Annotated in this window: 21 protein-coding genes and 2 tRNA genes; 14 read left to right on the plus strand and 9 right to left on the minus strand. The window is 71.1% G+C overall.

All coding sequences use genetic code 11. From position 1 onward, the window contains the following. Positions 1-99: 99 nt before the first annotated feature. The gene (locus AB0A63_RS38400) at positions 100-771 is read left to right on the plus strand and encodes a hypothetical protein (protein ID WP_360400950.1); all 672 of its coding nucleotides are present in this window, start codon (positions 100-102) and stop codon (positions 769-771) included. On the opposite strand, the gene AB0A63_RS38405 is transcribed toward AB0A63_RS38400, so the two are convergent. After that, a complete protein-coding gene (locus AB0A63_RS38405) occupies positions 768-1,955 on the minus strand; it encodes an FAD-dependent oxidoreductase (protein WP_360400953.1) in 1,188 nt (395 codons plus the stop codon). The genes AB0A63_RS38400 and AB0A63_RS38405 overlap by 4 nt on opposite strands. 178 nt (positions 1,956-2,133) lie before the next feature. Here AB0A63_RS38405 and AB0A63_RS38410 point away from each other — a divergent pair, with 178 nt between their 5' ends. The 3 genes from AB0A63_RS38410 to AB0A63_RS38420 all read left to right on the plus strand — a co-directional run bounded on the left by AB0A63_RS38410 (position 2,134) and on the right by AB0A63_RS38420 (position 5,251). Continuing rightward, a complete protein-coding gene (locus AB0A63_RS38410) occupies positions 2,134-2,334 on the plus strand; it encodes a hypothetical protein (protein WP_360400956.1) in 201 nt (66 codons plus the stop codon). A gap of 73 nt (positions 2,335-2,407) precedes the next feature. Then, on the plus strand, positions 2,408-3,907 hold the full coding sequence (locus tag AB0A63_RS38415) for an AMP-binding protein (protein WP_360400959.1): 1,500 nt from the start codon (positions 2,408-2,410) through the stop codon (positions 3,905-3,907). A 33-nt stretch (positions 3,908-3,940) separates the two neighbouring features. Next, positions 3,941-5,251, plus strand: coding sequence for a LuxR C-terminal-related transcriptional regulator (locus AB0A63_RS38420; RefSeq protein ID WP_360400962.1), 1,311 nt, complete (start codon positions 3,941-3,943; stop codon positions 5,249-5,251). A 225-nt stretch (positions 5,252-5,476) separates the two neighbouring features. Here the strand turns inward: AB0A63_RS38420 and AB0A63_RS38425 are convergent, their stop codons facing one another. Next, positions 5,477-6,715: a helix-turn-helix domain-containing protein gene (locus AB0A63_RS38425; RefSeq protein ID WP_360400965.1), complete on the minus strand. Its 1,239-nt coding sequence runs from the start codon at positions 6,713-6,715 to the stop codon at positions 5,477-5,479. A 30-nt stretch (positions 6,716-6,745) separates the two neighbouring features. On the opposite strand from AB0A63_RS38425, the gene AB0A63_RS38430 reads away from it, so the two are divergent. From AB0A63_RS38430 to AB0A63_RS38440, 3 genes are all read left to right on the plus strand, one after another. Then, positions 6,746-6,877 carry a hypothetical protein gene (locus AB0A63_RS38430; protein WP_360400968.1) on the plus strand — a complete coding sequence of 44 codons (132 nt, stop codon included), beginning with the start codon at positions 6,746-6,748 and terminating at the stop codon, positions 6,875-6,877. A gap of 182 nt (positions 6,878-7,059) precedes the next feature. Then, positions 7,060-7,485: a PH domain-containing protein gene (locus AB0A63_RS38435; RefSeq protein ID WP_360401017.1), complete on the plus strand. Its 426-nt coding sequence runs from the start codon at positions 7,060-7,062 to the stop codon at positions 7,483-7,485. Beyond that, positions 7,482-8,996 (plus strand): PH domain-containing protein, encoded by a 1,515-nt coding sequence (locus tag AB0A63_RS38440; RefSeq protein ID WP_360400971.1) that lies wholly within the window; start codon positions 7,482-7,484, stop codon positions 8,994-8,996. The genes AB0A63_RS38435 and AB0A63_RS38440 overlap by 4 nt, the downstream gene beginning before the upstream one ends. A 10-nt stretch (positions 8,997-9,006) precedes the next feature. Here the strand turns inward: AB0A63_RS38440 and AB0A63_RS38445 are convergent, their stop codons facing one another. Next, positions 9,007-9,942 (minus strand): helix-turn-helix domain-containing protein, encoded by a 936-nt coding sequence (locus AB0A63_RS38445; protein ID WP_360400974.1) that lies wholly within the window; start codon positions 9,940-9,942, stop codon positions 9,007-9,009. Between the two features lie 71 nt (positions 9,943-10,013). Between AB0A63_RS38445 and AB0A63_RS38450 the strand changes: the two genes are divergently transcribed. Continuing rightward, on the plus strand, positions 10,014-11,279 hold the full coding sequence (locus AB0A63_RS38450) for an MFS transporter (RefSeq protein ID WP_360400977.1): 1,266 nt from the start codon (positions 10,014-10,016) through the stop codon (positions 11,277-11,279). On the opposite strand, the gene AB0A63_RS38455 is transcribed toward AB0A63_RS38450, so the two are convergent. Continuing rightward, entirely contained in the window at positions 11,211-12,743 is a 1,533-nt protein-coding gene (locus AB0A63_RS38455; RefSeq protein ID WP_360400980.1) for a helicase HerA-like domain-containing protein, read from the minus strand. The genes AB0A63_RS38450 and AB0A63_RS38455 overlap by 69 nt on opposite strands. Before the next feature lie 72 nt (positions 12,744-12,815). Here AB0A63_RS38455 and orn point away from each other — a divergent pair, with 72 nt between their 5' ends. The 3 genes from orn to AB0A63_RS38470 all read left to right on the plus strand — a co-directional run bounded on the left by orn (position 12,816) and on the right by AB0A63_RS38470 (position 15,243). After that, positions 12,816-13,421 (plus strand): oligoribonuclease, encoded by a 606-nt coding sequence (gene orn, locus AB0A63_RS38460; RefSeq protein ID WP_360400983.1) that lies wholly within the window; start codon positions 12,816-12,818, stop codon positions 13,419-13,421. A 65-nt stretch (positions 13,422-13,486) separates the two neighbouring features. Beyond that, a tRNA-His gene (locus AB0A63_RS38465) sits at positions 13,487-13,559 on the plus strand. 58 nt (positions 13,560-13,617) lie between these two features. Then, on the plus strand, positions 13,618-15,243 hold the full coding sequence (locus AB0A63_RS38470) for an ABC-F family ATP-binding cassette domain-containing protein (RefSeq protein WP_360400987.1): 1,626 nt from the start codon (positions 13,618-13,620) through the stop codon (positions 15,241-15,243). Between the two features lie 133 nt (positions 15,244-15,376). Here AB0A63_RS38470 and AB0A63_RS38475 read toward each other — a convergent pair whose 3' ends face one another. Then, positions 15,377-16,507 (minus strand): Ig-like domain-containing protein, encoded by a 1,131-nt coding sequence (locus AB0A63_RS38475; RefSeq protein ID WP_360400990.1) that lies wholly within the window; start codon positions 16,505-16,507, stop codon positions 15,377-15,379. A 285-nt stretch (positions 16,508-16,792) separates the two neighbouring features. On the opposite strand from AB0A63_RS38475, the gene AB0A63_RS38480 reads away from it, so the two are divergent. Then, positions 16,793-16,866: transfer RNA gene (locus AB0A63_RS38480), tRNA-Lys, on the plus strand. Positions 16,867-16,966: 100 nt separating this feature from the next. Here the strand turns inward: AB0A63_RS38480 and AB0A63_RS38485 are convergent. Beyond that, a complete protein-coding gene (locus AB0A63_RS38485) occupies positions 16,967-18,565 on the minus strand; it encodes a beta-1,3-glucanase family protein (RefSeq protein WP_360400993.1) in 1,599 nt (532 codons plus the stop codon). A gap of 224 nt (positions 18,566-18,789) precedes the next feature. Here AB0A63_RS38485 and AB0A63_RS38490 point away from each other — a divergent pair, with 224 nt between their 5' ends. Beyond that, positions 18,790-19,536 (plus strand): class I SAM-dependent methyltransferase, encoded by a 747-nt coding sequence (locus AB0A63_RS38490; protein WP_360400996.1) that lies wholly within the window; start codon positions 18,790-18,792, stop codon positions 19,534-19,536. A 13-nt stretch (positions 19,537-19,549) separates the two neighbouring features. On the opposite strand, the gene AB0A63_RS38495 is transcribed toward AB0A63_RS38490, so the two are convergent. Then, entirely contained in the window at positions 19,550-20,248 is a 699-nt protein-coding gene (locus AB0A63_RS38495) for a GAF and ANTAR domain-containing protein (RefSeq protein ID WP_360400999.1), read from the minus strand. Between the two features lie 44 nt (positions 20,249-20,292). Next, on the minus strand, positions 20,293-21,291 hold the full coding sequence (locus tag AB0A63_RS38500; RefSeq protein WP_360401002.1) for an ANTAR domain-containing protein: 999 nt from the start codon (positions 21,289-21,291) through the stop codon (positions 20,293-20,295). A 192-nt stretch (positions 21,292-21,483) separates the two neighbouring features. Here AB0A63_RS38500 and AB0A63_RS38505 point away from each other — a divergent pair, with 192 nt between their 5' ends. Then, positions 21,484-22,269: an ANTAR domain-containing protein gene (locus tag AB0A63_RS38505; RefSeq protein ID WP_360401005.1), complete on the plus strand. Its 786-nt coding sequence runs from the start codon at positions 21,484-21,486 to the stop codon at positions 22,267-22,269. A 32-nt stretch (positions 22,270-22,301) separates the two neighbouring features. On the opposite strand, the gene AB0A63_RS38510 is transcribed toward AB0A63_RS38505, so the two are convergent. Then, the coding region (locus AB0A63_RS38510; RefSeq protein ID WP_360401008.1) for a fasciclin domain-containing protein at positions 22,302-22,559 on the minus strand (258 nt) is incomplete at its 5' end.

The following is a 22,559-nucleotide window of genomic DNA, read 5'->3' on the forward strand; positions in this document are numbered from 1 at the left end:
CAGGCCAAGCTCAGGTCTCCGACGTGGGCGAATCGCGTCGAGCCATGCGCCTGATATCCGCACTATGTGCTATGTTGATGCTCGGAATACTGTGCCTTCATGCTTGAACAAGTTTTTCACGTCGGCGACAAGGTCGTGACCAGGTTCGACAACGGCCAGTGGATACCTGCCCGCGTCATCAGAGATCGGTATCGTGAGGACATCTCCGTCCATGAGCGCGTACGGGTCACCCTCTGTCTCCCGGAATTGACTTCCGTCAACAACGGCCTTCGGTTTCTGCCCGTGGGAACGCCGACGTTCTGGGACTTCCACCCTCGGGACGTGCGGTTGGTCGACCGCGATCCCGGCTGGTCACCGCATGCCACTCCGCCGTTCTCGACCCCGCCGGAGTACGAGGTGCTCGGAGGAAGCCGACCTTCCCCTCTGGCCAACCTGCCGGGTTTGACCCAGCTAGGCGCCTACACCCCGTCAACGCACTACGAATCGGACGATCCGGTGTGGGTGTGGGAGACGACGTGGAAACCAGCCACCGTCATAAGTGCATCGGAGCGTTGGATCCGCATTCGTTACACGAACAACTTCCGAGACAAGCGCGGCAACGTCGTGAAGGCCTATCGACCACCACGGGTCTGGCCCGTCCTCTGCGAACATTCGGCGCCGACACGCGAGTTCCGCATCGACGCCGAATGGCTGCCGCCGACGGATCGGCGCCCATTCTTCCTAGGCAGCCTTGCGCCGGGTCAGGCGCACACCGAACGAACTGACGACTAGGCCAGCGACCCCAGGTCGGCCTCCCGCAGCTGCGTCGGCGTCACCGTCGCCTGCGCGTCCACCAGGGCCTGCAGTGCCGTGCCGTGGTCCCAGACGTTGACGTTCATGGCCGCGCGCAAGCGGCCGTCGCGCAGCCAGAACGCGATGAACTGCCGCGACTCCAGCTCGCCGCGGACCACCAGCTCGTCGTCAGGGCCGGCCAGGCCGCGGTACTCCATGCCCAGGTCGTACTGGTCGGTGAAGAAGTACGGGGACTTCTGGTACGGCTCGTCGAGGCCCAGCAACGAGCCGGCGACGTGGGTGCCCTGGTCCTTCGCGTTCGCCCAGTGCTCGACGCGGACGCGGTGGCCGTACCGCGGGTGGTCGTGGGCCGCGATGTCGCCGGCCGCGAACACGTCGGGTGCCGAGGTGCGCAGGGTCGCGTCGACGGCGACGCCGCCGGCGGCCAGGTCCAGGCCGGCGGTCTCGGCGAGCTCCAGGCGGGGTGCGGCACCCACGGCCAGGACGACGACGTCGGCCAGCAGCTCGTCGCCGTTCCCCAGCACCACGCCGGACGGGGAGAAGCGGGCGACGCCGGTGCCCAGGCGGAACTCCACGCCGTGCGACTCGTGCAGGCGGCGGAACATCGCGCCCACCTCCGGTCCGAGCACGCGCACCAGCGGTTCGGCCAGCGGGTCCACGACGGTGACGCGGCAGCCGTGGCCGCGGGCGGCGGCGGCCACCTCGCAGCCGATCCAGCCCGCGCCGATCACCAGGACGTGCCGGTCCTCGCGCAACGCCGAGCGCAGGGCGTGGGAGTCGTCCAGCGTCCTGAGCACATGTCCTTGTGCGCCAGGCAGAACGCGTGGGCGGGAGCCGGTGGCGAGCAGCAGCCGGTCGTAGGTGCGGACGGCGCCGTTCGAGTCGACGAGCGCGTGGTCGCCGGGGCGCAGCTCCAGCGCGGAGACGCCGAGCTGGAGGTCGATCTCGTTGTCGGAGTAGAAGCTCGTCTCGTGCACCCAGGCCGGTTCGGCCGCCTTGCCCAGCAGCACGTCCTTGGACAGCGCGGGCAGTTCGTACGGGCGGTGCAGCTCGGTGCCGAGCACGGTGATCCGCCCGCCGAAGCCGCGGTCTCGGAGCGCGCCCGCTGCCGTGGCACCGGCCAGACCGGACCCGACGATCACGATGCGTTGCGGTTCCGCCATCTTTCACCCCTTCAGGTGACGTGCTCTCGTCTCACGTGCGACGCTATCCGCAGCTCGGCGCGGTCGCGCGGCGGAGAAAGCGAAAATCTCCGTCATGACCCTGGGTCACGTGCGTCTCAGTGATGCGAGCGCCCGGGGCCGTCCGGGCCGGCGCCGGACGAGCTGGAGGAGCACACCCGTGGGAGCCAATGAGGAGTGGCAGGTGAGCTGCCGCGACATCGCTTCGCGCCGACGGGACATGACGGTGTTCGTCAGCCAGGGGCACATCGTGATCAACGTGCCGCCGGGCGAAGCCGCCGTGTTGACACCGCTGGAGGTCGGCCGGCTGCGGGCCGCCCTGCGCGAGGCGGTCGTGGCCGCCTCGAACACCGAGGCCTGAACCGGATCAGCACCTTGTGATCGCGATCACACCGTTACCTACTCGCAAGTAGGTAAGTGGCAGAGTGGGGCGCATGCTGACCCGCGTGCTGCTGACCCTGGTCAAGGCCGGAGTGATCCGCCCGCTGGGCCCGCGCGGGCTCGCCGCCACGGCGACCGGGTTCCTCCACTGGAACATCACGCTCGCGTGGGGGTACCAGACCGGCGCCGGGCGCCACCCGGACCGCGCGGCGATCATCGACGACGACGGCGTGCTTACCTACGCCGAGGTCCACGAGCGCACCACCCGGCTCGCGCACGCCTTCCGCCAGAGGGAACGCATCGGGCTGTTGTGCCGCAACCACCGCGGCTTCATCGAGACGCTCACCGCCTGCACGAAGATCGGCGCCGACGCCGTGCTGCTCAACACCGGCCTGAGCCGCGGTCAGCTCGCCCAGGTCGCCGAGGACCAGCGGATCGACCGGTTCGTCGCCGACCGCGAGTTCGCCGACGTGCTGCCGGACCGCCCCACGATCTTCACCGACGAGCTGGAGTCGTTGGCCCGCACCGGTTCCGGCGCACCGCTGCCCCGCCGTCCCCCGCGCGGACGCCTGATCATCCTCACCTCCGGCACCACCGGCAGCCCCAAGGGCGCGCGCCGCCCGGAGCCCGCGAGCCTCGCCCCGGCCGCCGCCCTGCTGTCGCGGATACCGCTGCGGCACGGTGACGTCATCTCCATCACCTCGCCGCTGTTCCACGCCTGGGGCCTCGCCGCGTTCCAGCTCGGGCTCGTGCTCGGCGCCACCCTCGTGCTGCGCCGCCGGTTCGACCCCGAGCAGGCGTTGCGCGACGCCGAGCGGTGCACCGCCATGTTCGTCGTTCCCGTTATGCTGCAACGGATGCTGGAGACACCGCACCGGCCGAAGCTGCGGGTCATCGCCTCCAGCGGCTCCTCGTTGCCGCCCAAGGTCGCCACCCGCACCCTGGAGGAGTTCGGACCCGTCCTCTACAACCTCTACGGGTCGACGGAGGTGAGCTGGGCAAGCATCGCGACACCGGAGGAGATGCTGCGCGACCCCGGAACCGCGGGTCAGCCGCCGCTGGGCACCCGACTGGCCATTGTGGACGAGCACGGCGCACCGGTGGCCCCCGGCGAGACCGGCCGGATCTTCGTCGGCAACGAGATGCTGTTCGACGGCTACACCAACGGCACCAGCAAGGAGTCGCTGAACGGCCTGATGTCCACCGGTGACCTCGGGTACCTGCGGGACGGCCTGCTGTTCGTGGCCGGCCGCGACGACGAGATGATCGTCTCCGGCGGCGAGAACGTCTACCCGCGCGAGGTCGAGGACCTGCTCTCCCAGCTCGACGGCGTCACCGAGGTCGCCGTGCTCGGTGTGGCGGACGAGGACTTCGGCCAGCGCCTCGTGGCGTACGTGGTGGGCGACGAAATTCTGACGGCCGACCGGGTGCGCGACCACGTGCGCGCGAACCTGGCGCGGTTCTCCGTGCCCCGCGAGGTCTTCTTCGTCGACGAGCTGCCCCGCAACGCGGCGGGCAAAGTGGTGAAACGGCAGCTGCGGGGAACGGGCTAGAGTCTGCCCCCGGAGTGAGGGGGCTAGAGGTCCATGACGGTTCCCGGCCGGACGGCTGACCCGCGGTCCACCGCGGTGCACAACCTGCGCGAGGCCCGCATCGCACTGGACGAGGGCAGGCCCGGCGAAGCTCTGGAGTTCGCGGAGAAGGCCGTCGCCGCGTTCTCCTGGCTGGACGACGTCGAGGGCGTCGCGGAGGGCGTGCTCGCCCAGTCGGTGGCACTGGGCAAGCGCGGTCTGTGGCCCAGCGCGCTCGACACCATCGACCGGGTGCAGGAGATCGCGGCGGCGAACCGCCACATCGGACTGCAGGCGCGGTGCAGCTTCTCCCGCGCGGTGGTGGAACTCCGCCTCGACTCGCGGGAACGCAGCTTCACCTCGTTCGCCCGCGCGCTCGGGCTGGCCGAGCTCACCGGCGACAGCGAGCTGATCGGCTCGGTGCTGTTCGAGCAGGCGCGGGTGATGCGCATGCAGTACCACGAGCACTGCATGATCCGCACCGAGGAGAGCCGCTGCAGCCTCGACGGCGAACCGTGCGTGCGCAAGCTCCGGCGCGCGGAGGCGTTGTGCGCGCAGGTGCGCGACCGGTGGAAGCAGGTCGGCGACCCGGTGCGGATGGCCGTGGTCAACGTCCTGCTGACACACGTGCGCATCGATCTGGGCGAACTTGACCGCGCGCACCGCAGCTGGCAGCGCGCTGACCAGTTGCTTGCCGGAAGGAACCGGCCGGTGGCGCGTGCGGAGGCGCTGATGGCGCGGGCGCGGCTGAGCGGGGCGCGCGGCCGCTACCCCGAGCAGATCACCCAGCTGACGCAGGCAGCCGAGCTGGCCATGAGCTGCCTCGCGCGCGAGGTCGCGGTGCACGCCCACCAGCAGCTGAGCGAGGCCTACGAACGGGCCGGCGACTTCGAACGGGCGTTGCGGCACGCGCGGGTGCAGCTGGAGCAGTACCGGTTGTGGGAGCTGCAGGAGGGCAGGGACCTGCTGCGGATGCGCGAGCACGACCCGTCCTCGCGGCTGGTGGAACAGTTGGCGCACAGGCGTTTCGAGCCCAAGCGCGAGGACGCGGTGGTGCGCGTGCCGCAGACCGGCGAGCTGCGCGAGACCGGTACCGCCGAGCACACGAACACCCGGATCGCACGGGCGTTGCGGGCCGGGCTGACCAAGCGCGGCATCGAGGTGCTGCGGCTCGTGGCGGCGGGCGCGAGCACCACGATGATCGCCGACGCGCTCGGCCTGTCGCCGAAAACGGTGCAGAACCACCTCCAGCGGATCTACTCGACGCTCGACGTCAACGGGCGCTCCGGCGCCGTCGTGTGGTGGATGAGCCTGACCGACTCGTAGTCATGCGTTGTCAACCGGTTGACAACTGCCCCGACCGGCCTGCTCATCGTTCGACCGTTCGGCCGCTTGCCGCTGACGGGGTGGTGCCGGAATCCGGGTGATTTACCCATGTCGTCACGGTTGAATTGGGTGATGTGACGGGTATCTGGTCTGTGTCATGCTCCGTTAACAAGGTGTCCCGATCACGAGCGAGGGGCGGTCATGACCGGGCAATGCGGCCCGCGCTCAGTGCTTGCGCAAAGCGATGCGCGCCACGTCGCGCCAGAGGAGCGGATCGACGCCCTCGGGGTTGATGTGCTCCAGCAGCGCGGCCAGCGCCGTGCGCGCGGCACCGCCGCCGTCCGGGTCGACCTCGTCCGCGGCCCGCACGAGCAGCAGGTGGCACCGCAGCTGGTGCTCGGCTTCGAGCGCACCGGTCGCCAGCGCCTGCTCCGCGAGGTCCCGCGCGCGGTCGACCTCCCCGTCGCGCAACGCCAGCTCGGCGCGCACCGCGCGGGCGTGGGCGAGCAGCCCGTCCGGGCGGCGCAGCGCGGCGGCGGCCCTCTCCACCTCGTCCAGCAGCGCGACGACCTCGTCGAGGTTCGCACCCGGTGCCCGCAGCGCGAGGGCGGCACCGGCGAGCCGGACCCGGCAGCGGAACTCGGGGTCGCCGTCGTGGCCGGCGAGCAGCGCCAGCGCCTCGCGCATGCAGTGCGCGGCCTCGGTGCGGTCGCCGAGCCGGTCGGCCACCCTGGCGCGCACCCACCACGTGGAGATCGCCAGCCGGTCGCGGCCGAGCTCGGGCAGCCGCACGGACAGCTGCTCCACGACCTGTTCGGCGTCGGCGAGCCGGCCCGCGGCGGTGAGCTCGGCGCACAGCGCGATCAGGGCGCGGGTGCCGACCCGGCGCACCCGGTCGCCGTCACCACCGGCGAGCTCGACGGCCTCGGTCGCGGCCCGCACGGACTCGGCGGACCGGCCAAGGCGCCGCAACGCCGCGGCGCGCAGGACCTCCACCAGCGCGTCCACCGCGGGACCGGGAGACCACGACCGGCGCAGCTCCGCCGCCGCCAGCAGCAGCCCCTCGTCGTCGTGCTGCCTGGCCAGCACCACGAGCCTGGTCCAGCGCGCGCTCCAGCCGAACATCTGCTCGTCCGCCCGCTTCCCCAGCGCCTCCAACAGGTCGGCGGCGGTCACCAGGTCGCCGTCGTGGTAGGCGAACAGGGCCTCGCACCACGCCAGCGCCTCGTCCTGCACGGCGGTGCGGTCCTCGTCGACCACCAGCTCGGTGGGGTCGACGCCCAGCACCTCGGCGAGCCTGCGCACGACGGCGGGCGACGGCACGCGTTCGCCGGACTCCAGTCTCGACACGTAGCTCATGGAGACGCCGGGGCAGGCGAGGTCCTTTTGCGACAAACCGCGTTGCAGCCGAACCGCCCGCAACCGCGCGCCGAACCTCGTCAAAGACTTCCTGCCCTCATCCACGGTCGCCACCAATCGGAACGGAGCACCTCAATGAAGTTGCACAGTATCGCTCGGACCATCGCCGCCGTGATCCTCGGTTTGGGCGCGGTAGCGGCGATCTCCGCGACGGCGTCGGCCGACCCGGCCGAGCTGTTCACGCCGCCGTACAGCATCGCGCACTGATCACCCCGGCCGGTGCCGGTGCGGTCCCGCCTCCCTCGCAAGCGCGACCGCACCGGCACCGGCACACCAATTGACACACCTGGCCACACGGGTGCGCACCGGTGAGGCACAGTTGTGGGGTGACTCTGCAACTGCGCGCGCCACGTCACCAGGTCAGCCCGAGGTCGGTCCTGCTGTGGACGATGCAGGCCGCCGTGTTCTGGCTGGTGCTCTTCATCCCGCAGCTCGTCGTGTTCCTGCTGGTGCCCCAGCCGCCCACGTGGGAGCTGGTGCTGCTGGTGGCCACCGGTGTCGTCGGGCTCGTGCACACGGCGGTCGAACCGAGCTGGCGCTACCGCGTGCACCGCTGGGAGACGACCTCCGACGCGGTCTACACGTTGTCGGGCTGGCTGAACCAGGAGTGGCGGGTCGCCCCGGTCTCGCGCATCCAGACCGTCGACACCAAGCGCGGTCCGTTCCAGCAGCTGCTCGGCCTGGCCACGGTCACCGTCACGACCGCGTCGGCGGCGGGACCGGTGGAGATCGAGGGCTTGGACCACGAGACCGCGCGCAGGCTCGTGGAGGAGCTCACCACCACGACCCAGGCCACGCCGGGTGATGCCACGTGACGACACCCGCGAACCTGCCAGCGGGGCTGCCCGCCGCACCCGAGCTCGCGGAACCGTTGTCGCAGTGGCACCGGTTGCACGTGCGGATGCTCATCGTGCGCCCGCTGAACGAGGGCATGGCGATGCTGGTGCCGATCCTGGTGCTGCTCTTCACCGGTGACGGCGAGAAGTGGCGGCTCATCGCGAGCGGCGCCACGGTCACGATGATCCTCGCGTTCAGCTTCCTGCTGTGGCGCACCACGAAGTACCGCATCACCGACGACCAGGTGGAGCTGCACACAGGTCTGCTGACCCGCAAGCAGCTCTCGGTGCCGCGCGATCGCATCAGGACGGTCGACCTCACCTCGAAGCCCGGCCACCGCGTGTTCGGGTTGTCCGCTGTGCGGATCGGCACCGGGCAGCAGGACACCCCCGGCACCGACGGCCTCACGCTCGACGCCGTGACGTCCGAAGAGGCCGAGCGGCTGCGGGTGCTGTTGCTGCGCAAGGCGGTCGCCCAGCCGCGGTCGGCCGAGGACGGCGCGGCACCGGCTGACCCCGCGCCGTCCGAGGTGATCTCGCAGCTCGACCCGCGGTGGCTGCGGTTCGCGCCGCTGTCGCTGTCGGGCCTGGTCGCGATCGGTGCGGTGTTCGGCGTGCTGTCGAACTACGCCGACGACCTCGGTCTCGACGTGGTGCACGACCTGTGGGGCTGGCTGTTCGAGCACCCGAGCTTCCAGCTCTTCGGCGGGTTCGCCATCGCGCTGGTCGTCCTGGGGCTCGTGCTGTCCGTGCCGCTGTACGTCCTGCAGTTCTGGAACTACCGGCTGACCCGTGAACCGGACAGGACCCTGCGCGTGCAACGGGGGCTGCTCACCACCCGCTCGGTGTCGGTGGAGGAGCAGCGGCTGCGCGGCGTCGACGTCCAGGAACCGCTGCTGGTGCGCGCCGGCAAGGGCGCGAAGGCCGTCGCGGTGACAACGGGTCTGGGCTCGAAGGGCGAGAGCAGCCTGCTGCTGCCGCCCGCGCCGATCGCGGTGGCCCACCAGGTGGCGCGCGACGTGCTGCGGGTCGAGGACGACCCGACGACCAGGGCGTTGCGCGGGCACCCGTTCGCCGCGTTGCGCCGCAGCCTGGTCCGCCACGTCGTGCCGTGGGTGGTGATCGCGGCGGGGCTGGCGGTCTGGGCGCCGTCGTGGGCGTGGCCGATCCCGCTGGTGGTCCTGCCGTTCTCCGCGCTGGTCGGCTGGGACAACTACCGCTCGCTCGGCCACGCGCTGGACCCGCGTTACCTGGTGACCCGCAACGGTTCCCTGGTCCGCAGCACGGTCGCGCTGCAACGCACCGGCATCATCGGCTGGCGCATCCAGCGGTCGTTCTTCCAGCGCCGCAGCGGTCTGCTGACCGTCGGCGCCACGACGGCGGCCGGGGCGGGCATCTACCGCGTGACCGACGTCGGCGAGTCCGACGGGCTGGCGCTCGCCGACGAGGCGGTGCCGGACCTGTTGCGCCCGTTCCTGGTCGAGGGCTGACCGCCCGGCGTCAGGCCGTGCGGAACGTCTGCCGGTAGGCGCTCGGCGACACCCCGATCGACGCCGCCAGCTGCTGCCGCAACGCCGCTCCCGTGCCGAACCCGGCGTGGTTCGCGACCTGGTCGACCGGCAGGTCCGTGGACTCCAGCAGGTGCCGCGCGCGGTCGAGGCGCTGCTGGGTCAGCCACTGGCCGGGCGACATGCCGGTCTCGGCGCGGAACCGGCGGGTGAACGTGCGCACGCTCATCCGCACCTGCGCGGCCATCGCGGCGAGGTCGAGCGGTTCTTGGAGTCGCTCCAAGGCCCACTCGCGGGCGAGCGCCGTGGAGGTGTCCGGGTAGCTCGGCACCGGGCGGTCGACGAACTGGGACTGGCCGCCCTGCCGCCACGCGGGGACGACGCAGTAGCGGGCGACCCAGTTCGCCACCTCGCTGCCGTGGTCGGACCGGATGACGTGCAGGCACAGGTCGATGCCCGCGGCGACACCGGCCGAGGTGAGCACGTCGCCGTCGTCGATGAACAGCACGTCCGGGTTGAGCCGCACCTCCGGGTAGAGCGCGCGGAACTCCTCGGTGGTGCGCCAGTGCGTGGTCGCCGGCCGGCCGTCCAGCAGCCCGGCGGCGGCCAGCACGAACGCGCCGGTGCAGATCGACATGATCCGCCGGGCGTTCGTCGTCGTGAGCGCCTCCCGCACCGCCGGTTCGAGCCACCCCTCCCGTGCGGGCCGGTAGTGCGTGCCGGGGACGAGCACCGTGTCCGCGTCCCGCAGCACCTCCAGGCCGTGCTCGGGCGCGATCGTGAAGCCGCCGCTGGTGGGGATCGGGCGGCGGTCCGGCGAGCAGACGACCACCTCGTAGCGGTCGGCGAGCCGGGCGAACATGTGCGTCGAGCTGCCGATGTCGAACGCCACCGACTGTTCGAGCGCGAGGACGGCGATCCGGTGCATGGCCCGATTCTTTCACATGTTGGCCATCGGGCCACTGGTCGCCGGGTCGGTCATCACCGAACCTTGTCGGCGTGAGACTGCATTGGGCCTGGGTTGTCGCAGGTGTGTCGTTCATCGCCCTGGTGGGTGCCGCGTCGTTCCGCGCGGCGCCGGGTGCGTTGATCGAGCCGTTGCAGAGCGAGTTCGGCTGGTCGACCGGCACGATCTCGCTCGCGATCTCGATCAACCTGTTGCTGTACGGGCTGACCGCGCCGTTCGCCGCCGCCCTGATGGACAGGTTCGGCGTGCGGATCGTGGTCACCTACGCGCTGACAATGGTCGCCATCGGCAGCGGACTGACCGTGTTCATGACCGAGTCGTGGCAGCTCGTGCTGCTCTGGGGCGTGGTGGTCGGGCTCGGCACCGGCTCCATGGCGCTGGCGTTCGTCGCCACCATCACCGGACGCTGGTTCGTGCGGCACCGCGGCCTGGTCACGGGCGTGCTGACCGCGGGTGGCGCGGCCGGGCAGCTGGTGTTCCTGCCGACCGTGGCGTGGCTGTCCGAGAGCTACGGCTGGCGGCCGGCGTCCCTGGTGATCTGCATCGCGGCGCTCGCCGTGGTGCCGCTGGCGGCGTTCTTCCTGCGCGAGTACCCGCGTGACGTCGGGTTGCTACCGCTGGGCGCGACCGAGGACACCCCGCCGCCGCCCGGTGGTGGCGCGGCACGGCGGGCGATCGGCGGGTTGCTCTCGGCCGCCAGGACCCGGCCGTTCTGGTTGCTGGCCGGCGGTTTCGCGATCTGCGGCGCCTCGACGAACGGCCTGGTGGGCACGCACTTCATCCCCGCCGCGCACGACCACGGCATGCCCACGACGACCGCGGCCGGGCTGCTGGCGCTGGTGGGCGTGTTCGACGTCGTGGGCACGATCGCGTCCGGCTGGCTGACCGACAAGGTCGACTCGCGGATGCTGCTGGCGGCCTACTACGCGCTGCGCGGGCTGTCGCTGATGCTGCTGCCGCAGCTGTTCGGCGAGTCGGCGCACCCGTCGATGCTGGTGTTCATCATCTTCTACGGCCTGGACTGGGTCGCGACCGTGCCGCCCACGGTGGCGTTGTGCCGCCAGTACTTCGGCGTGTCCGGTCCTGTCGTGTTCGGCTGGGTGTTCGCCTCGCACCAGGTCGGCGCGGCGATCGCGGCGTCCGCTGCCGGGCTCACCCGCGACCACCTGGGCAGCTACGACCTGGCCTGGTACGTCGCGGGCGCGCTCTGCACCGGTGCCGCGGTGCTCTCAGCGTCGCTTGCGCGAGGTGCCGAAGACGCCCCGCGTGATCTCGCGGGCCAGGGCGCTGCCCGCTGACCGCAGGAACGACTTCACGGCGCTGTTGCCGAGGACCTTCTCGACGAGCCCCGGTTCCTCCTCCTCCCGCCGCTGCGGAGGAGGAGGAGGAGGAGGAGCTTCCGGGGCTCGTTCCTGGTGCGGTGGCGCGACTTTGGCCATCAGCTGCTCGTAGGCCGACTCGCGGTCCACGGTCTCGGCGTACTTGCCGTGCAGGTCGGACGCCTGGGCCTCCTGCCTGATCGCGTCGGTGCCGATGGTGTCCATCAACGAACGCGGGGCGCGCAGCCGGGTCCACGCGACCGGCGTCGGCGCGCCCTTCTCGCTGAGCACGGTGACGACCGCCTCGCCGATGCCGAGGGACGTGAGCGCCTTCTCCAGGTCGTAGTGCGGTGTCGTCGGGTACGTCTTCACCGTGCGCGCCAACGCCTTCTGGTCGTCCGGCGTGAACGCGCGCAGTGCGTGCTGGACGCGGGCGCCGAGCTGCGACAGCACCTCGTTGGGGACGTCGGTGGGCAGCTGGGTGCAGAAGAAGACTCCGATCCCCTTGGACCGGATGAGCTTCACGGTCTGGGTGATCCGGTCGAGGAACGCCTTCGAGGCGTTCGCGAACAGCAGGTGCGCCTCGTCGAAGACGAACACCAGCTTGGGCTTCTCGACGTCGCCCTCCTCCGGCAGCGTCTCGAACAGCTCCGCCAGCAGCCACATCAGGAACGTGGAGAACAGCACCGGGTTGCCCTGCAGCTCGGCCAGTTCGAGCAGGCTGACGACGCCCTTGCCGTCGCGTTCGCGCATCAGGTCGGCCGGGTCGAGCTCCGGTTCGCCGAAGAACCGGTCGCCGCCCTGCGCCTCCAGGTTGACCAGCGCCCGCAGGATCACCCCCGCCGTGGCGCTGGAGACACCGCCGATGCCCTTGAGGTCGCCCTTGCCCTCGTCGCCGGTGAGGTGCTGGACGACGCTGCGCAGGTCCTTGGTGTCGAGCAGCGGCAGGCCCTTCGAGTCGGCCCAGTGGAAGATCAGGCCGAGCGTCGACTCCTGGGTGTCGTTCAGGCCGAGCACCTTCGACAGCAGGATCGGGCCGAAGCTCGTGACCGTCGCCCGCAGCGGCACGCCGATGCCGCCGGTGCCGATGGAGAGGAACTGGACCGGGCAGGCCTGCGGCTGCCAGTCGTCGCCGGTGTCCTGCGCGCGGGCGGTGGTGCGGTCGCTCACCTCCCCCTGCCGCGACAGACCGGACAAGTCGCCCTTCACGTCCGCCATGAGCACCGGAACGCCGTGGGCGGAGAGCTGTTCCGCGAGCAGCTGGAGGGTCTTCGTCTTGCCCGTTCCCGTTGCGCCGGCGACGAGTCCGTGCCGGTTGACCATGGACAACGGGATGCGGACGTGGGCGGTCGGTTCCACCTGATCGCCGACCAGCACGGCACCGAGCTCGATGGCCGCGCCCTCGGAGGCGTATCCCGCAGCGATCTCAGCTTGAGCCGTCATGCACGGGGAGCGTAACCAGGTTGCTGCACGCCGCCACTCGAAGTTGACGCTCCGCGCAGTAATGTTCGGGGCGTGATGGATCGTCTGGTGTGGATCGACTGCGAGATGACCGGACTCGACCTGGGCAAGGACGCTCTGATCGAGATCGCGGCACTGGTCACGGACGCCGAGCTGAACGTGCTCGGCGACGGCGTGGACGTTGTGATCCACGCGGATGACGAAGTGCTGGCCTCGATGCCGGACGTCGTCATGGAGATGCACGCCAGGTCGGGCCTGACCGAGGAGGTGCGCGCCTCCGCGGTGACGCTGGAGGAGGCAGAGACGGCCGTGCTCGCCTACATCAAGGAGTGGGTGCCGGACCCCCGGACCGCTCCCCTGGCCGGCAACTCCATCGCCACCGACCGCGGGTTCATCGCCCGCGACATGCCGGCGCTGGACGCGCACCTGCACTACCGCATGGTCGACGTGTCGTCGATCAAGGAGCTGTGCCGGCGCTGGTACCCGCGGATCTACTACGCGCAGCCGGGCAAGGGCCTCGCGCACCGGGCGCTCGCCGACATCGTCGAGTCGATCCGGGAGCTCGCGTACTACCGGCGCACGGCGTTCGTGCCGCAGCCGGGACCGACGAGCGAACAGGCCCAGGCCGTGGCCGCTGACCTGCTGAAGAACGTCGACTGACCCCCGATTTCAATATCAGTGGCTACCGTTGCTATGCTTTCCTCGCCGGTCAACGACTGGCAATGGTGGGTGTAGCTCAGCCGGTAGAGCACTGGGTTGTGATCCCAGGTGTCGCGGGTTCAAGTCCCGTCACTCACCCTTTGTCGAAAGGCCTCCGCACCTGCGGGGGCCTTTCTTCACGTTCAGGGGAGTTTCGATGACCACGCTCGTCGCGAAGGACCTCGCCGCAGGTCACGGTGACCGCGTCCTGTTCTCCGGCCTCGACCTGGTGGTCGCGCCCGGCGACGTGATCGGGCTCGTGGGCGTCAACGGCGCCGGCAAGTCGACGCTGCTGAAGACCCTGGCCGGGCTGATCCCCGCCGAGTCGGGCCGCGTCTCGCTGAACCCGCCCTCGGCGAACGTCGGGCACCTGCCGCAGGAGCCGGACCGCCGCGAGGGCGAGACCGTGCGGGACTTCCTGGCCCGCCGCACCGGTGTCGCCGCGGCCCAGGCCGACCTGGACCGCGCCACGGAGGCGTTGACCGCGGGCGACGACGAGGGCTACTCGGACGCGCTGGACCGCTGGCTCGCCCTGGGCGGCGCGGACCTGGAGGAACGCTCGCTGGAGGTCGTGGCCGACATCGGCCTGACCGCGGGCCTGGACGCGCTGATGACGTCGCTCTCCGGCGGTCAGGCGGCACGGGCGGGCATGGCGTCGTTGCTGCTGAGCCGCTACGACGTGTTCCTGCTCGACGAGCCGACCAACGACCTGGACCTCGACGGCCTGGAGCGGCTGGAGAAGTTCGTCACGGGCCTGCGCGCCGCCACGGTCCTGGTCTCGCACGACCGCGAGTTCCTGGCCCGCACGGTGACCCGCGTGCTGGAGCTCGACCTGCACCAGAACCAGGTGCGCTTGTACGGCGGCGGCTACGAGTCGTACCTGGAGGAACGCGCGCGGTCGCGGCAGCACGCCCGTGACGACTACGAGGAGTTCGCCGACACGAAGTCCTCCCTGGAGGCCCGCGGCCGGATGCAGCGCGCGTGGATGGAGAAGGGCGTGAAGAACGCCCGGCGCAAGGCGGGCGACAACGACAAGAACGCCCGCAAGTTCCGCGCCGACGCCACCGAGAAGCAGGCCTCGAAGGCCCGCCAGACCGACCGGATGATCGAACGCCTGGAGGTCGTCGAGGAACCGCGCAAGGAGTGGGAGCTGCGGATGGAGATCGCCGCCGCACCCCGTTCCGGCGCGGTCGTGGCGTCGCTGCGGGCGGCGGTGGTCTCCCGCGGTTCGTTCACGCTGGGCCCGGTGGACCTCCAGGTCGACTGGGCGGACCGGGTGGCGATCACCGGCGCGAACGGCGCGGGCAAGTCGACGCTGCTGGCCGCGTTGCTGGGCCGGGCCCCGCTGTCCTCCGGCCACGCGACGCTGGGCTCCGGTGTCGTGGTGGGCGAGGTGGACCAGGCGCGCGGGCTGTTCCTGGGCCCGCTGCCGCTCGTGGACGCGTTCCAGGAGGCCGTGCCGGACATGACGCCCGGCGACGTGCGGACGTTGCTGGCGAAGTTCGGCCTCAAGGCCGCGCACGTGCTGCGCCCGGCGGCGTCCCTGTCCCCCGGCGAACGGACGCGGGCGGCGCTCGCGCTGCTGCAGGGCCGCGGGGTGAACCTGCTGGTGCTCGACGAGCCGACGAACCACCTCGACCTGGCGGCGATCGAGCAGCTGGAGCAGGCGCTGGAGACCTACACCGGCACGTTGCTGCTCGTGACGCACGACCGGCGGATGCTGGAGGCGGTGCAGGTGAACCGCCGCGTCACCGTGGCCGGCGGCCAGGTGACGGTCCACTGAGGACAAGCGGAAGGGGCCGCACCCGGCGTGGCGCGGCCCCTTCGATGCTCTAAGCACCTGGCCAGAAGTCTTGCCCGCCCCTCCTTGCTGCCCAGGGCGTCTGCAAGTACCACCAACCCATCGGGCAACCTGCTCAGCGGTTGCCCTTGACCCAGGTCTCCCACGGCACCTGCCAGTCGCCGAACCCGTCCCACGACTCCAGCACCGGCCCGCCGGAGTTGCGGACGATCACGACGTCACCCTGCTTGCTGTTGTCGAACACCCACTTGGCGTTCTCCGGCGAGAGGTTGAGGCAGCCGTGGCTCACGTTGCGGCGGCCCTGGTCGCCGACGGACCACGGGGCGCTGTGGAAGAAGATGCCGCTGTTGGACATCCGGTACGCCCAGTCGACCGGCGTCTTGTAGCCGCCGTTCTCCAGCGCGAGGCCGTACGTGGTCGAGTCCATGATCATGTGCGAGTGCTTCTCCATCAGCACGTACGTGCCGGTGGGGGTGGTGTTGGCGGCGTTGCCCATCGACGTCGGCATGGTGCGCACGACCTGGCCGTTGACCTTCGTCACGACCTGGTGGGTCTGCCCGTCGGCCTCGTGGATGACGGCGTCGCCGACGGTGGTCGTGATGACGCGGTCCTCTTGGCCGTAGATGCCGTCACCGACGTGCTTGCCGTAGACCTTGACGTGCATCGTGATCTTGGTGCCGGCCGTCCAGAACTCTCGCGGCCGCCAGTGCACTTCCTTCTTGTTGAACCAGTAGAAGGCGCCCTCCACCTTGGGCTCGGTGGTGACCTCCAGCATCTGCTCGGCCGCGACCCGGTCGGCCACCGGCTCGTCGAAGTAGAACGCGAGCGGCTGCCCCACGCCGATCGTGGTGCCGTCCACCGGGTTCGTGGACACGTAGGTGAGCGTGCGCGGCTTGACCGTGGTGAACGACGACGTCTTGGTCTGCGGCTTGCCGTCCGCACCCGTCGCCGTGGCGGTGAGCTTGTAGGTCTTCGCGTACCCGAGCGGCTCGATGTTGTTCCACTGCGTGCCCTCGGGGTTCAGCTTGCCCTCGACGACCTTGCCGTCGGGGTTCGTCAGCGTCACCTCGGTGAGCTTCCCGTCCGCCGCGGTGGCGATGACCGGCAGGCCGGGCGAGACGTCCACCGCGCCGTCGTTCAACGCCAGCGTCAGCGTGACGGGCTTGGGCGGAGGAGGAGCGCTCGACGGGGTCTCGGCGGCACCCGATCCCCCCGCGCCGCCACCCGAACACCCTGCGATCAGCATCACAGCGACCCCCGCTGCGACCACCCCGCGACCGCGCCTGCCCCACATCCCCATCGACGCACTTCCGATCTACTCGTCGCACTCCCGAGACTGCCCGCACGTGCTCGTATTGGCGTCCCCCGAACAGGTGACGCCAGCTCGTTCGGTGACGTTGCGCGAGTGGCCGGATCGTTACGTGCCCGATGCACCCGCAAACCACCCTTGACCAGCCGATTGGGAGCGTGCGACAGCCGTGTGCTAACGTTCTTCCCGTCGGAACGAGCACCACATCCGACACACAAACAAGCGCCGCTAGCTCAGTTGGTTAGAGCAGCTGACTCTTAATCAGCGGGTCCGGGGTTCGAGTCCCTGGCGGCGTACTCCAGAGAAGCAGGTCACAAATTTGTGACCTGCTTCTCTGCATTTCCGGAGCTGTTCCCGATCTCCGTTTCCGCCCCGGTTGCGAAACCGCGTGCGATGTCAGCCGCGGTGCCACTTCTGGTTGGCGCCGCCGACGCAGTCCCACATGTGCAGAACGGCGTCGTTGTCCGGGTTCCACTCCGCGATGTCGACGCACTTGTTCGCCTGCGGATTCACCAGGTCGCCCGCACCGGACAGCACGAACTGCTGGGCCGGGTTGCCGGAGCAGGTGGCGAGCTGCACGGCCGCGCCGTTGGCCGTCGAGCCCCACGCCACGTCCACGCACTTGTTGTTCTCGGTGCGCAGGGTGCCGCCGACCCACTCGAACCGCTGGTTCGTGTCGCCGGTGCAGTTCCACACGATGAGGCGCTGGCCGTCGGCGAAGTTCCAGTTCGGCACGTCGATGCACTTGCCGTGCCAGTCGCTCACGACGCTGCTGAAGCCGTTCGCGGGCGGAGGGGTGGAGCCGCCGCCGGTGAACGGGGTCAGGACGATGCCGGCCGAGCGCGGGTCGCCGTCGTGCACCAGCGACTCCTGCGCCTGCACGTCGTCGAACGCGAACCCGTACGCCTTGCCGTCCACCATGTTCTGGTGCACCAGCCGCGAGTAGTGGTTGGTGATCGTGCCCTGGTAGAAGTCCGCGGGGCCGCCGCCGGGCTGCACGTCGATGCGGCCGAGCGTGCTGCGGTGCAGGGCGGCGCACAGGGTGCGGGCGATCGGGCCGACCACCTGGTCGTTGGGCGCGTGCAGGGCGCCGTCGCAGCCCCACACGTTCGAGGTCGTCGGCTTGCTGAACGACGCCACCTGCTGACCGGACGTGTTCGTGAAGTTCATGGTGGCGCCGGAGGTGCGACCGAAGTACTTCACGTCCGGGCGGTCGCCGAACGGCTGCACGGTCAGCGTCTTGCCCGCATAGGCGTTCCACGCCTGGGTGATGTACGGGTCGAGGTAGTTGCGGTCGAACTGGCCGACGTCGGCGGCCTTGCCCGGTGCGAGCACGCGCAGCACGGTTCCGTCCGAACGGGACATGACCGACCCGCCCCAGCCGGACTGGTTCCGGATGCCGTTGATGACGGCGTCGCGCCCGCCGGGCTTGAGCTCACCGGTCTTCTTCGTGGTGCCGCTCGCACCCGTGACGGTCACCGCGTGCGGCACCGCGAACATGTCCACCTGGGAGCTGTTCAGCCACAGGCCGGCGTCGTTGTAGGTGAACTCGCTCCAGTCGAACAGGATGCCGCTGTTCGGGTCGCCGGACGCCCACGGTGCCGGCTGCACCAGGCCGTCGGGGGTCAGGAAGAACTTGAGCTTCTCGCCGAACGACATGTAGACGCGGCCGGAGATGAACCGCGGCACCTTCAGCGTGGCGGTGCCGCCCTGGCCGGGACCGGCGATCGACACGTCCGGTGCCGGGGTGGGCGGGTTGCCGCCCGGCGACCACGGCGTGAAAGCGCCGGCCTGGTTGACGTGGCCGAGGCGGCCGCTGCGGATGTCGGTGCCCAGGACGTACAGGTGCACGGCCTCGGACCGGCCGCTGTTGTTGGTGACGGTGAGCGGCAGCAGGTCGGGGCCGATCGCCTGTGCGGGCGGGATCGCGACGGCGGTCGACACGGTCGCCGCCAGTGCGGCGAGCGCGCTCCACCACTTCGTTCGAGTGCGCATGGGACTCCTTGTGCAGGGGGTGCTCCGCCGGCAGGTCCCCGACCGGCTTCAGGGCGGCCGGGGTCCTCCGGTCCGACAACTGGTCCAGACCGGTTATGAGAGCGCTTCCATGGTTGTGCGCGGAGACGAACCCTGTCAATACCGGAAGCCGGACTCCGTGTGCCGGCAAGCCGTTCGTGAACGGCGATAGGCTGCCCGTCAGTCGATCGACCGGGGGGTTCGGCATGGCCGGGGCGGAGCTGTACGACGACATCGGCGCGGGGTACTCACTGGGCCGCCGCACCGACCCGCGCTGGGAGGCGGCCGTCCTCACCGCGCTCGGCGACGCGCGGACGGTCGTCGACGTGGGCGCGGGCACGGGGTCCTACGAACCCGCAGCGCGGACGGTGCTCGCGCTGGAGCCGTCCCTGGAGATGATCCGGCAACGACCGCACGGCGCCGCACCCGCCGTGCGCGCGGTCGCCGAGTCGCTGCCGTTGCGCGACAACGCCGCCGACGCCGCACTGGCCGTGCTCACCGTCCACCACTGGACCGACTGGCGGGCCGGACTGGCCGAGCTGCGCCGGGTGGCGCCGCGGCAGGTGGTGCTCGCCTACGAGCCGCGCCGGCACGTCGAGTTCTGGTTCGTCCGCGAGTACGTGCCCGAGATCGCCGCGCTGGAGCTGACCCGGCCCTCCGCGGCCGACGTCGCCGAAGAGCTGGGGGCCGACAGCGTCACACCGCTGCCGGTGCCCTGGGACTTCACCGACGGCGTGTTCCCCGCGCACTGGCGCCGCCCGGCCGCCTATCTGGACCCGCGCGTGCGCCGTGCCTGCTCCGCGCTCGCGCAGACCGATCCCGCCGCCGTCGACCGCGGTGTCGGCCGCCTGCGGGAGGACCTGGCCAGCGGCCGGTGGCAGGAGGACCACCGCGATCTGCTGGCCCTCGACGAGTGGGACGCCGGTTTCCGCCTCGTCGTCGCGCACGACTGACCTTTGTGGACCGTCAGTCGGCCAGCCGGTTCAGCGGGATGCGCCGTGCCAGAACGTCTTTCGCCAACTCCCGCACCGACCGGCCGGTGGCGAAGGCGTGTGCGCGCAACCGCACCAACGCCTCTTCGAGGCTGACCCCCAGCTGCACGGCCAGCATGCCGGAGGCCATGTTCACCTCCTGGTACGCCAGGTCCACGCGCAGCCGTTCCTCGTCGCCCATGCGCTCGTGCTGTGCGAGCAGCGCGCGGGTCACGAGGTCGGCCAGCACCGCGGCATCGGCGGCGGCGTCCTCCGACAGGTCGCCCGCCCGCCTGCTGTACAGCGCGAGGGTGCCCAGCACGGCCGTGTCCGCCCGCAGCGGGAACACGAACACCGCCGCCAGCCCACCGGCCCTCGCCGCCGCGGTGAACGCGGGCCACCGGGCGGACTCGGCGGCCAGGTCACCGGCCAGCACCGGCTCGCCCGCGCCGATCGCGGCGGGCACGGGACCCTCGCCGAGCGTGAACTGCTCCTCCGCCAGGCCCGCCGCCCACGGGTCGCTCGCCCCGACCAGCTCCTCGGCCCGGTCGCTGCCGTGCAGGACCAGCGCCGCGCCGTCGACGCCCGGCAGCTGCGACGGCAGTGCCGCGCACAGCGACCGGCCCAGTGCGGCACCGGCCGCACCGCACTCGGCCACCAGCCGGCTGAGCCGGTGTCGGCGTCGCTCGTCCACCCGTCGTCCCGCCTGCCCTCCCGCGAGCGCGTCCCGGCCGCCGGTCAGCCCGCCGGACCGGGGCCGCCGGGCAGGTCTTCTCCGGGCTCGTCCCCGGCCGGCGGGGCGCCCACCGGCGGGGTTCCCCCTGGCAACTTCCCCGCTGGCTGGTCCCCCGCCGGCAGGGTCCCCTCCGGCTGATCTCCGTGTGGCAGGTCTCCCTCCGGCCGGTCTCCCCCTGACGGGTCCAGGCCGGGGTGCCCGCTCGCGACCATCTCGGCGATCGCGACGAGCTTCACGTTGAGCTGCTGCGAGGTGTGCCGCAGCTGGTCGAACGCCTCGTCGGCGGTGAGGCCGCGCCGGGCCATCAGGATGCCCTTGGCCTGCCCGATGACGTCACGGGAGTCGATCGCGCGGCGCAGGTGCTGGGCCTGCAGCTCGGCGGCACCGACCGCGCCGGTGTGCGCCAGCGCCAGCGAGGCGTGGGTGGCGAGCAGCAACGCCGCCGCCTGCGCCGTCTCGTCCAGGCCGGAGGACGTGCGCGTGTAGATGTTGAGCGCGCCGGACAACCGCGGCGGCCGGACGCCGGGCAGCAGCGCGGTGGCGAGCACGGCACCCATCCCCAGCTGCGCGGCGGCGGGGCCGAACCGGGGCCAGAACGGGGTGGTGGCCAGGCCGGTCGCGGTCACGACGGCGGGCCCGGACGGTTCCGCGACGTCGAGGCAGGGCCCCTCGTGCAGGTCGTACTGCAGCCGGTCCAGCTCCACCGCCACGGGATCGGTCTCGACCGGCGTGTGGAACCGTCCGTCGGGTGAGCGCAGCGTGACGCTGACGAGCTCCGCACCCGGCACGAACAGCACGGCGGCCCGCACGACCTGCTCCAGCACTTCTCCGGCGGTGGTGGCGTCGAGCAGCGAGCAGGTCAGCGTGGCGAACTGCTGGGCCAGCGGCCCCAGCGGTGCGCCGTGGTCGCGGGCCGGTGGGCGGTCGCGCAGGACCGCCTGGCGCGCGTCCGCGGCGAACCGGTCCCTGTCGCGGCGCCAGTCCGCCGCGCTGGGTGGCACGTACGGCACCTCCACCGCCCCCTTCTGCGACCGTGTGCACCTCCCACCTTGCCGTGTGCGGAACCCCGGCGCACTTCGCGTTCGAGATCACCGCGCCGGGTGTGCACGCCGGTCGGTGCCGGGTCGTAGGATTCCCCTCCGAGCGTTGAGCATCCAGCGCCGAAGTCGCTCTCCCACGGAAGGCACCGCGGCATGGATGACAAGACGACGCTGCCCGACCTGCCCGCCGCGTCGTGGGCCGACAGCCACCGGTCGGACCCGGTGGAACGGCTCGACGAGGCGACCACCGCCCTCACCGCGTTGCAGGAGAACATCTCCGCGGAGGAACCGCTCGACCAGGTGCTGCAACGGCTCGCCGAGACGGCGGCGACGGCGGTGCAGGACGCCGACGTCGTGACGGTCACCGTCGACCCGGAACGGCCGCGGACGGCGGCGGCCACGAACAAGGTGTTCGTGGAGATCGACGAGGCGCAGTTCCACGCGGACCGCGGTCCCTGCCTGGAGGCGGCGCGGACGCTCAAGCCCGTGCGGGCCGTCGTGGGCGAGAACGCCCGCGTGTGGCCGGAGTTCGAGTCCTGCGCCAGCCGGCACGGCGTGCGGGCCTACCTGTCCGTGCCGTCGGTCCTGCCCGCCTCGGACCGCAGCGACGCGCGGCACGTGGGCTCGCTGAACATCTACAGCTACAGCACGGCGGCGTTCGACCCTTTCGACGAGGGCCTGATGCGGCTCTTCTCGACGGCGGCCAGCGCGTCGATCGGCAACTCCCACCAGTGGCAGCGCTCGCGTGAGCACGTCAAGCACCTGGAGGCGGCGCTGGTCTCGCGCGCGGTCATCGACCAGGCCAAGGGCGTGCTCATGGCGGTGCACGCGTGCACGGCGGACGACGCGTTCGCGATGCTGGTGCAGCAGTCGCAGCGGGAGAACAGGAAGCTGCGCGACGTCGCCGAGGCGCTGCTCAGGAACGTCACGGGTTCCTGAGCAGCGCCTCTGGTGAGCTCAACCGACGAGGGTCAGGCCGGCATCAGGACCGTGTCGATGAGGTAGACGGTCGCGTTCGCGGTCTTCACGCCACCGCAGATCACGTTGGCGTCGTTGACCTTCAGCGCGTTGCCGGAGCCGCTGACCTTGACGGTGCCGGTCTGCACGGTCTTCTGGTCGCCGGCGATCTTGTCGGGCGCGATCTGGCCGGGCACCACGTGGTAGGTCAGGATCTTGGTCAGCAGGGCGTCGTCGGTCTTGAGCTTCTCGATCGTCGCGGCGTCGATCTT

This window comes from Lentzea sp. NPDC042327 (assembly GCF_040647275.1).
In the GTDB taxonomy this organism is placed as follows: Bacteria; Actinomycetota; Actinomycetes; order Mycobacteriales; family Pseudonocardiaceae; genus Lentzea.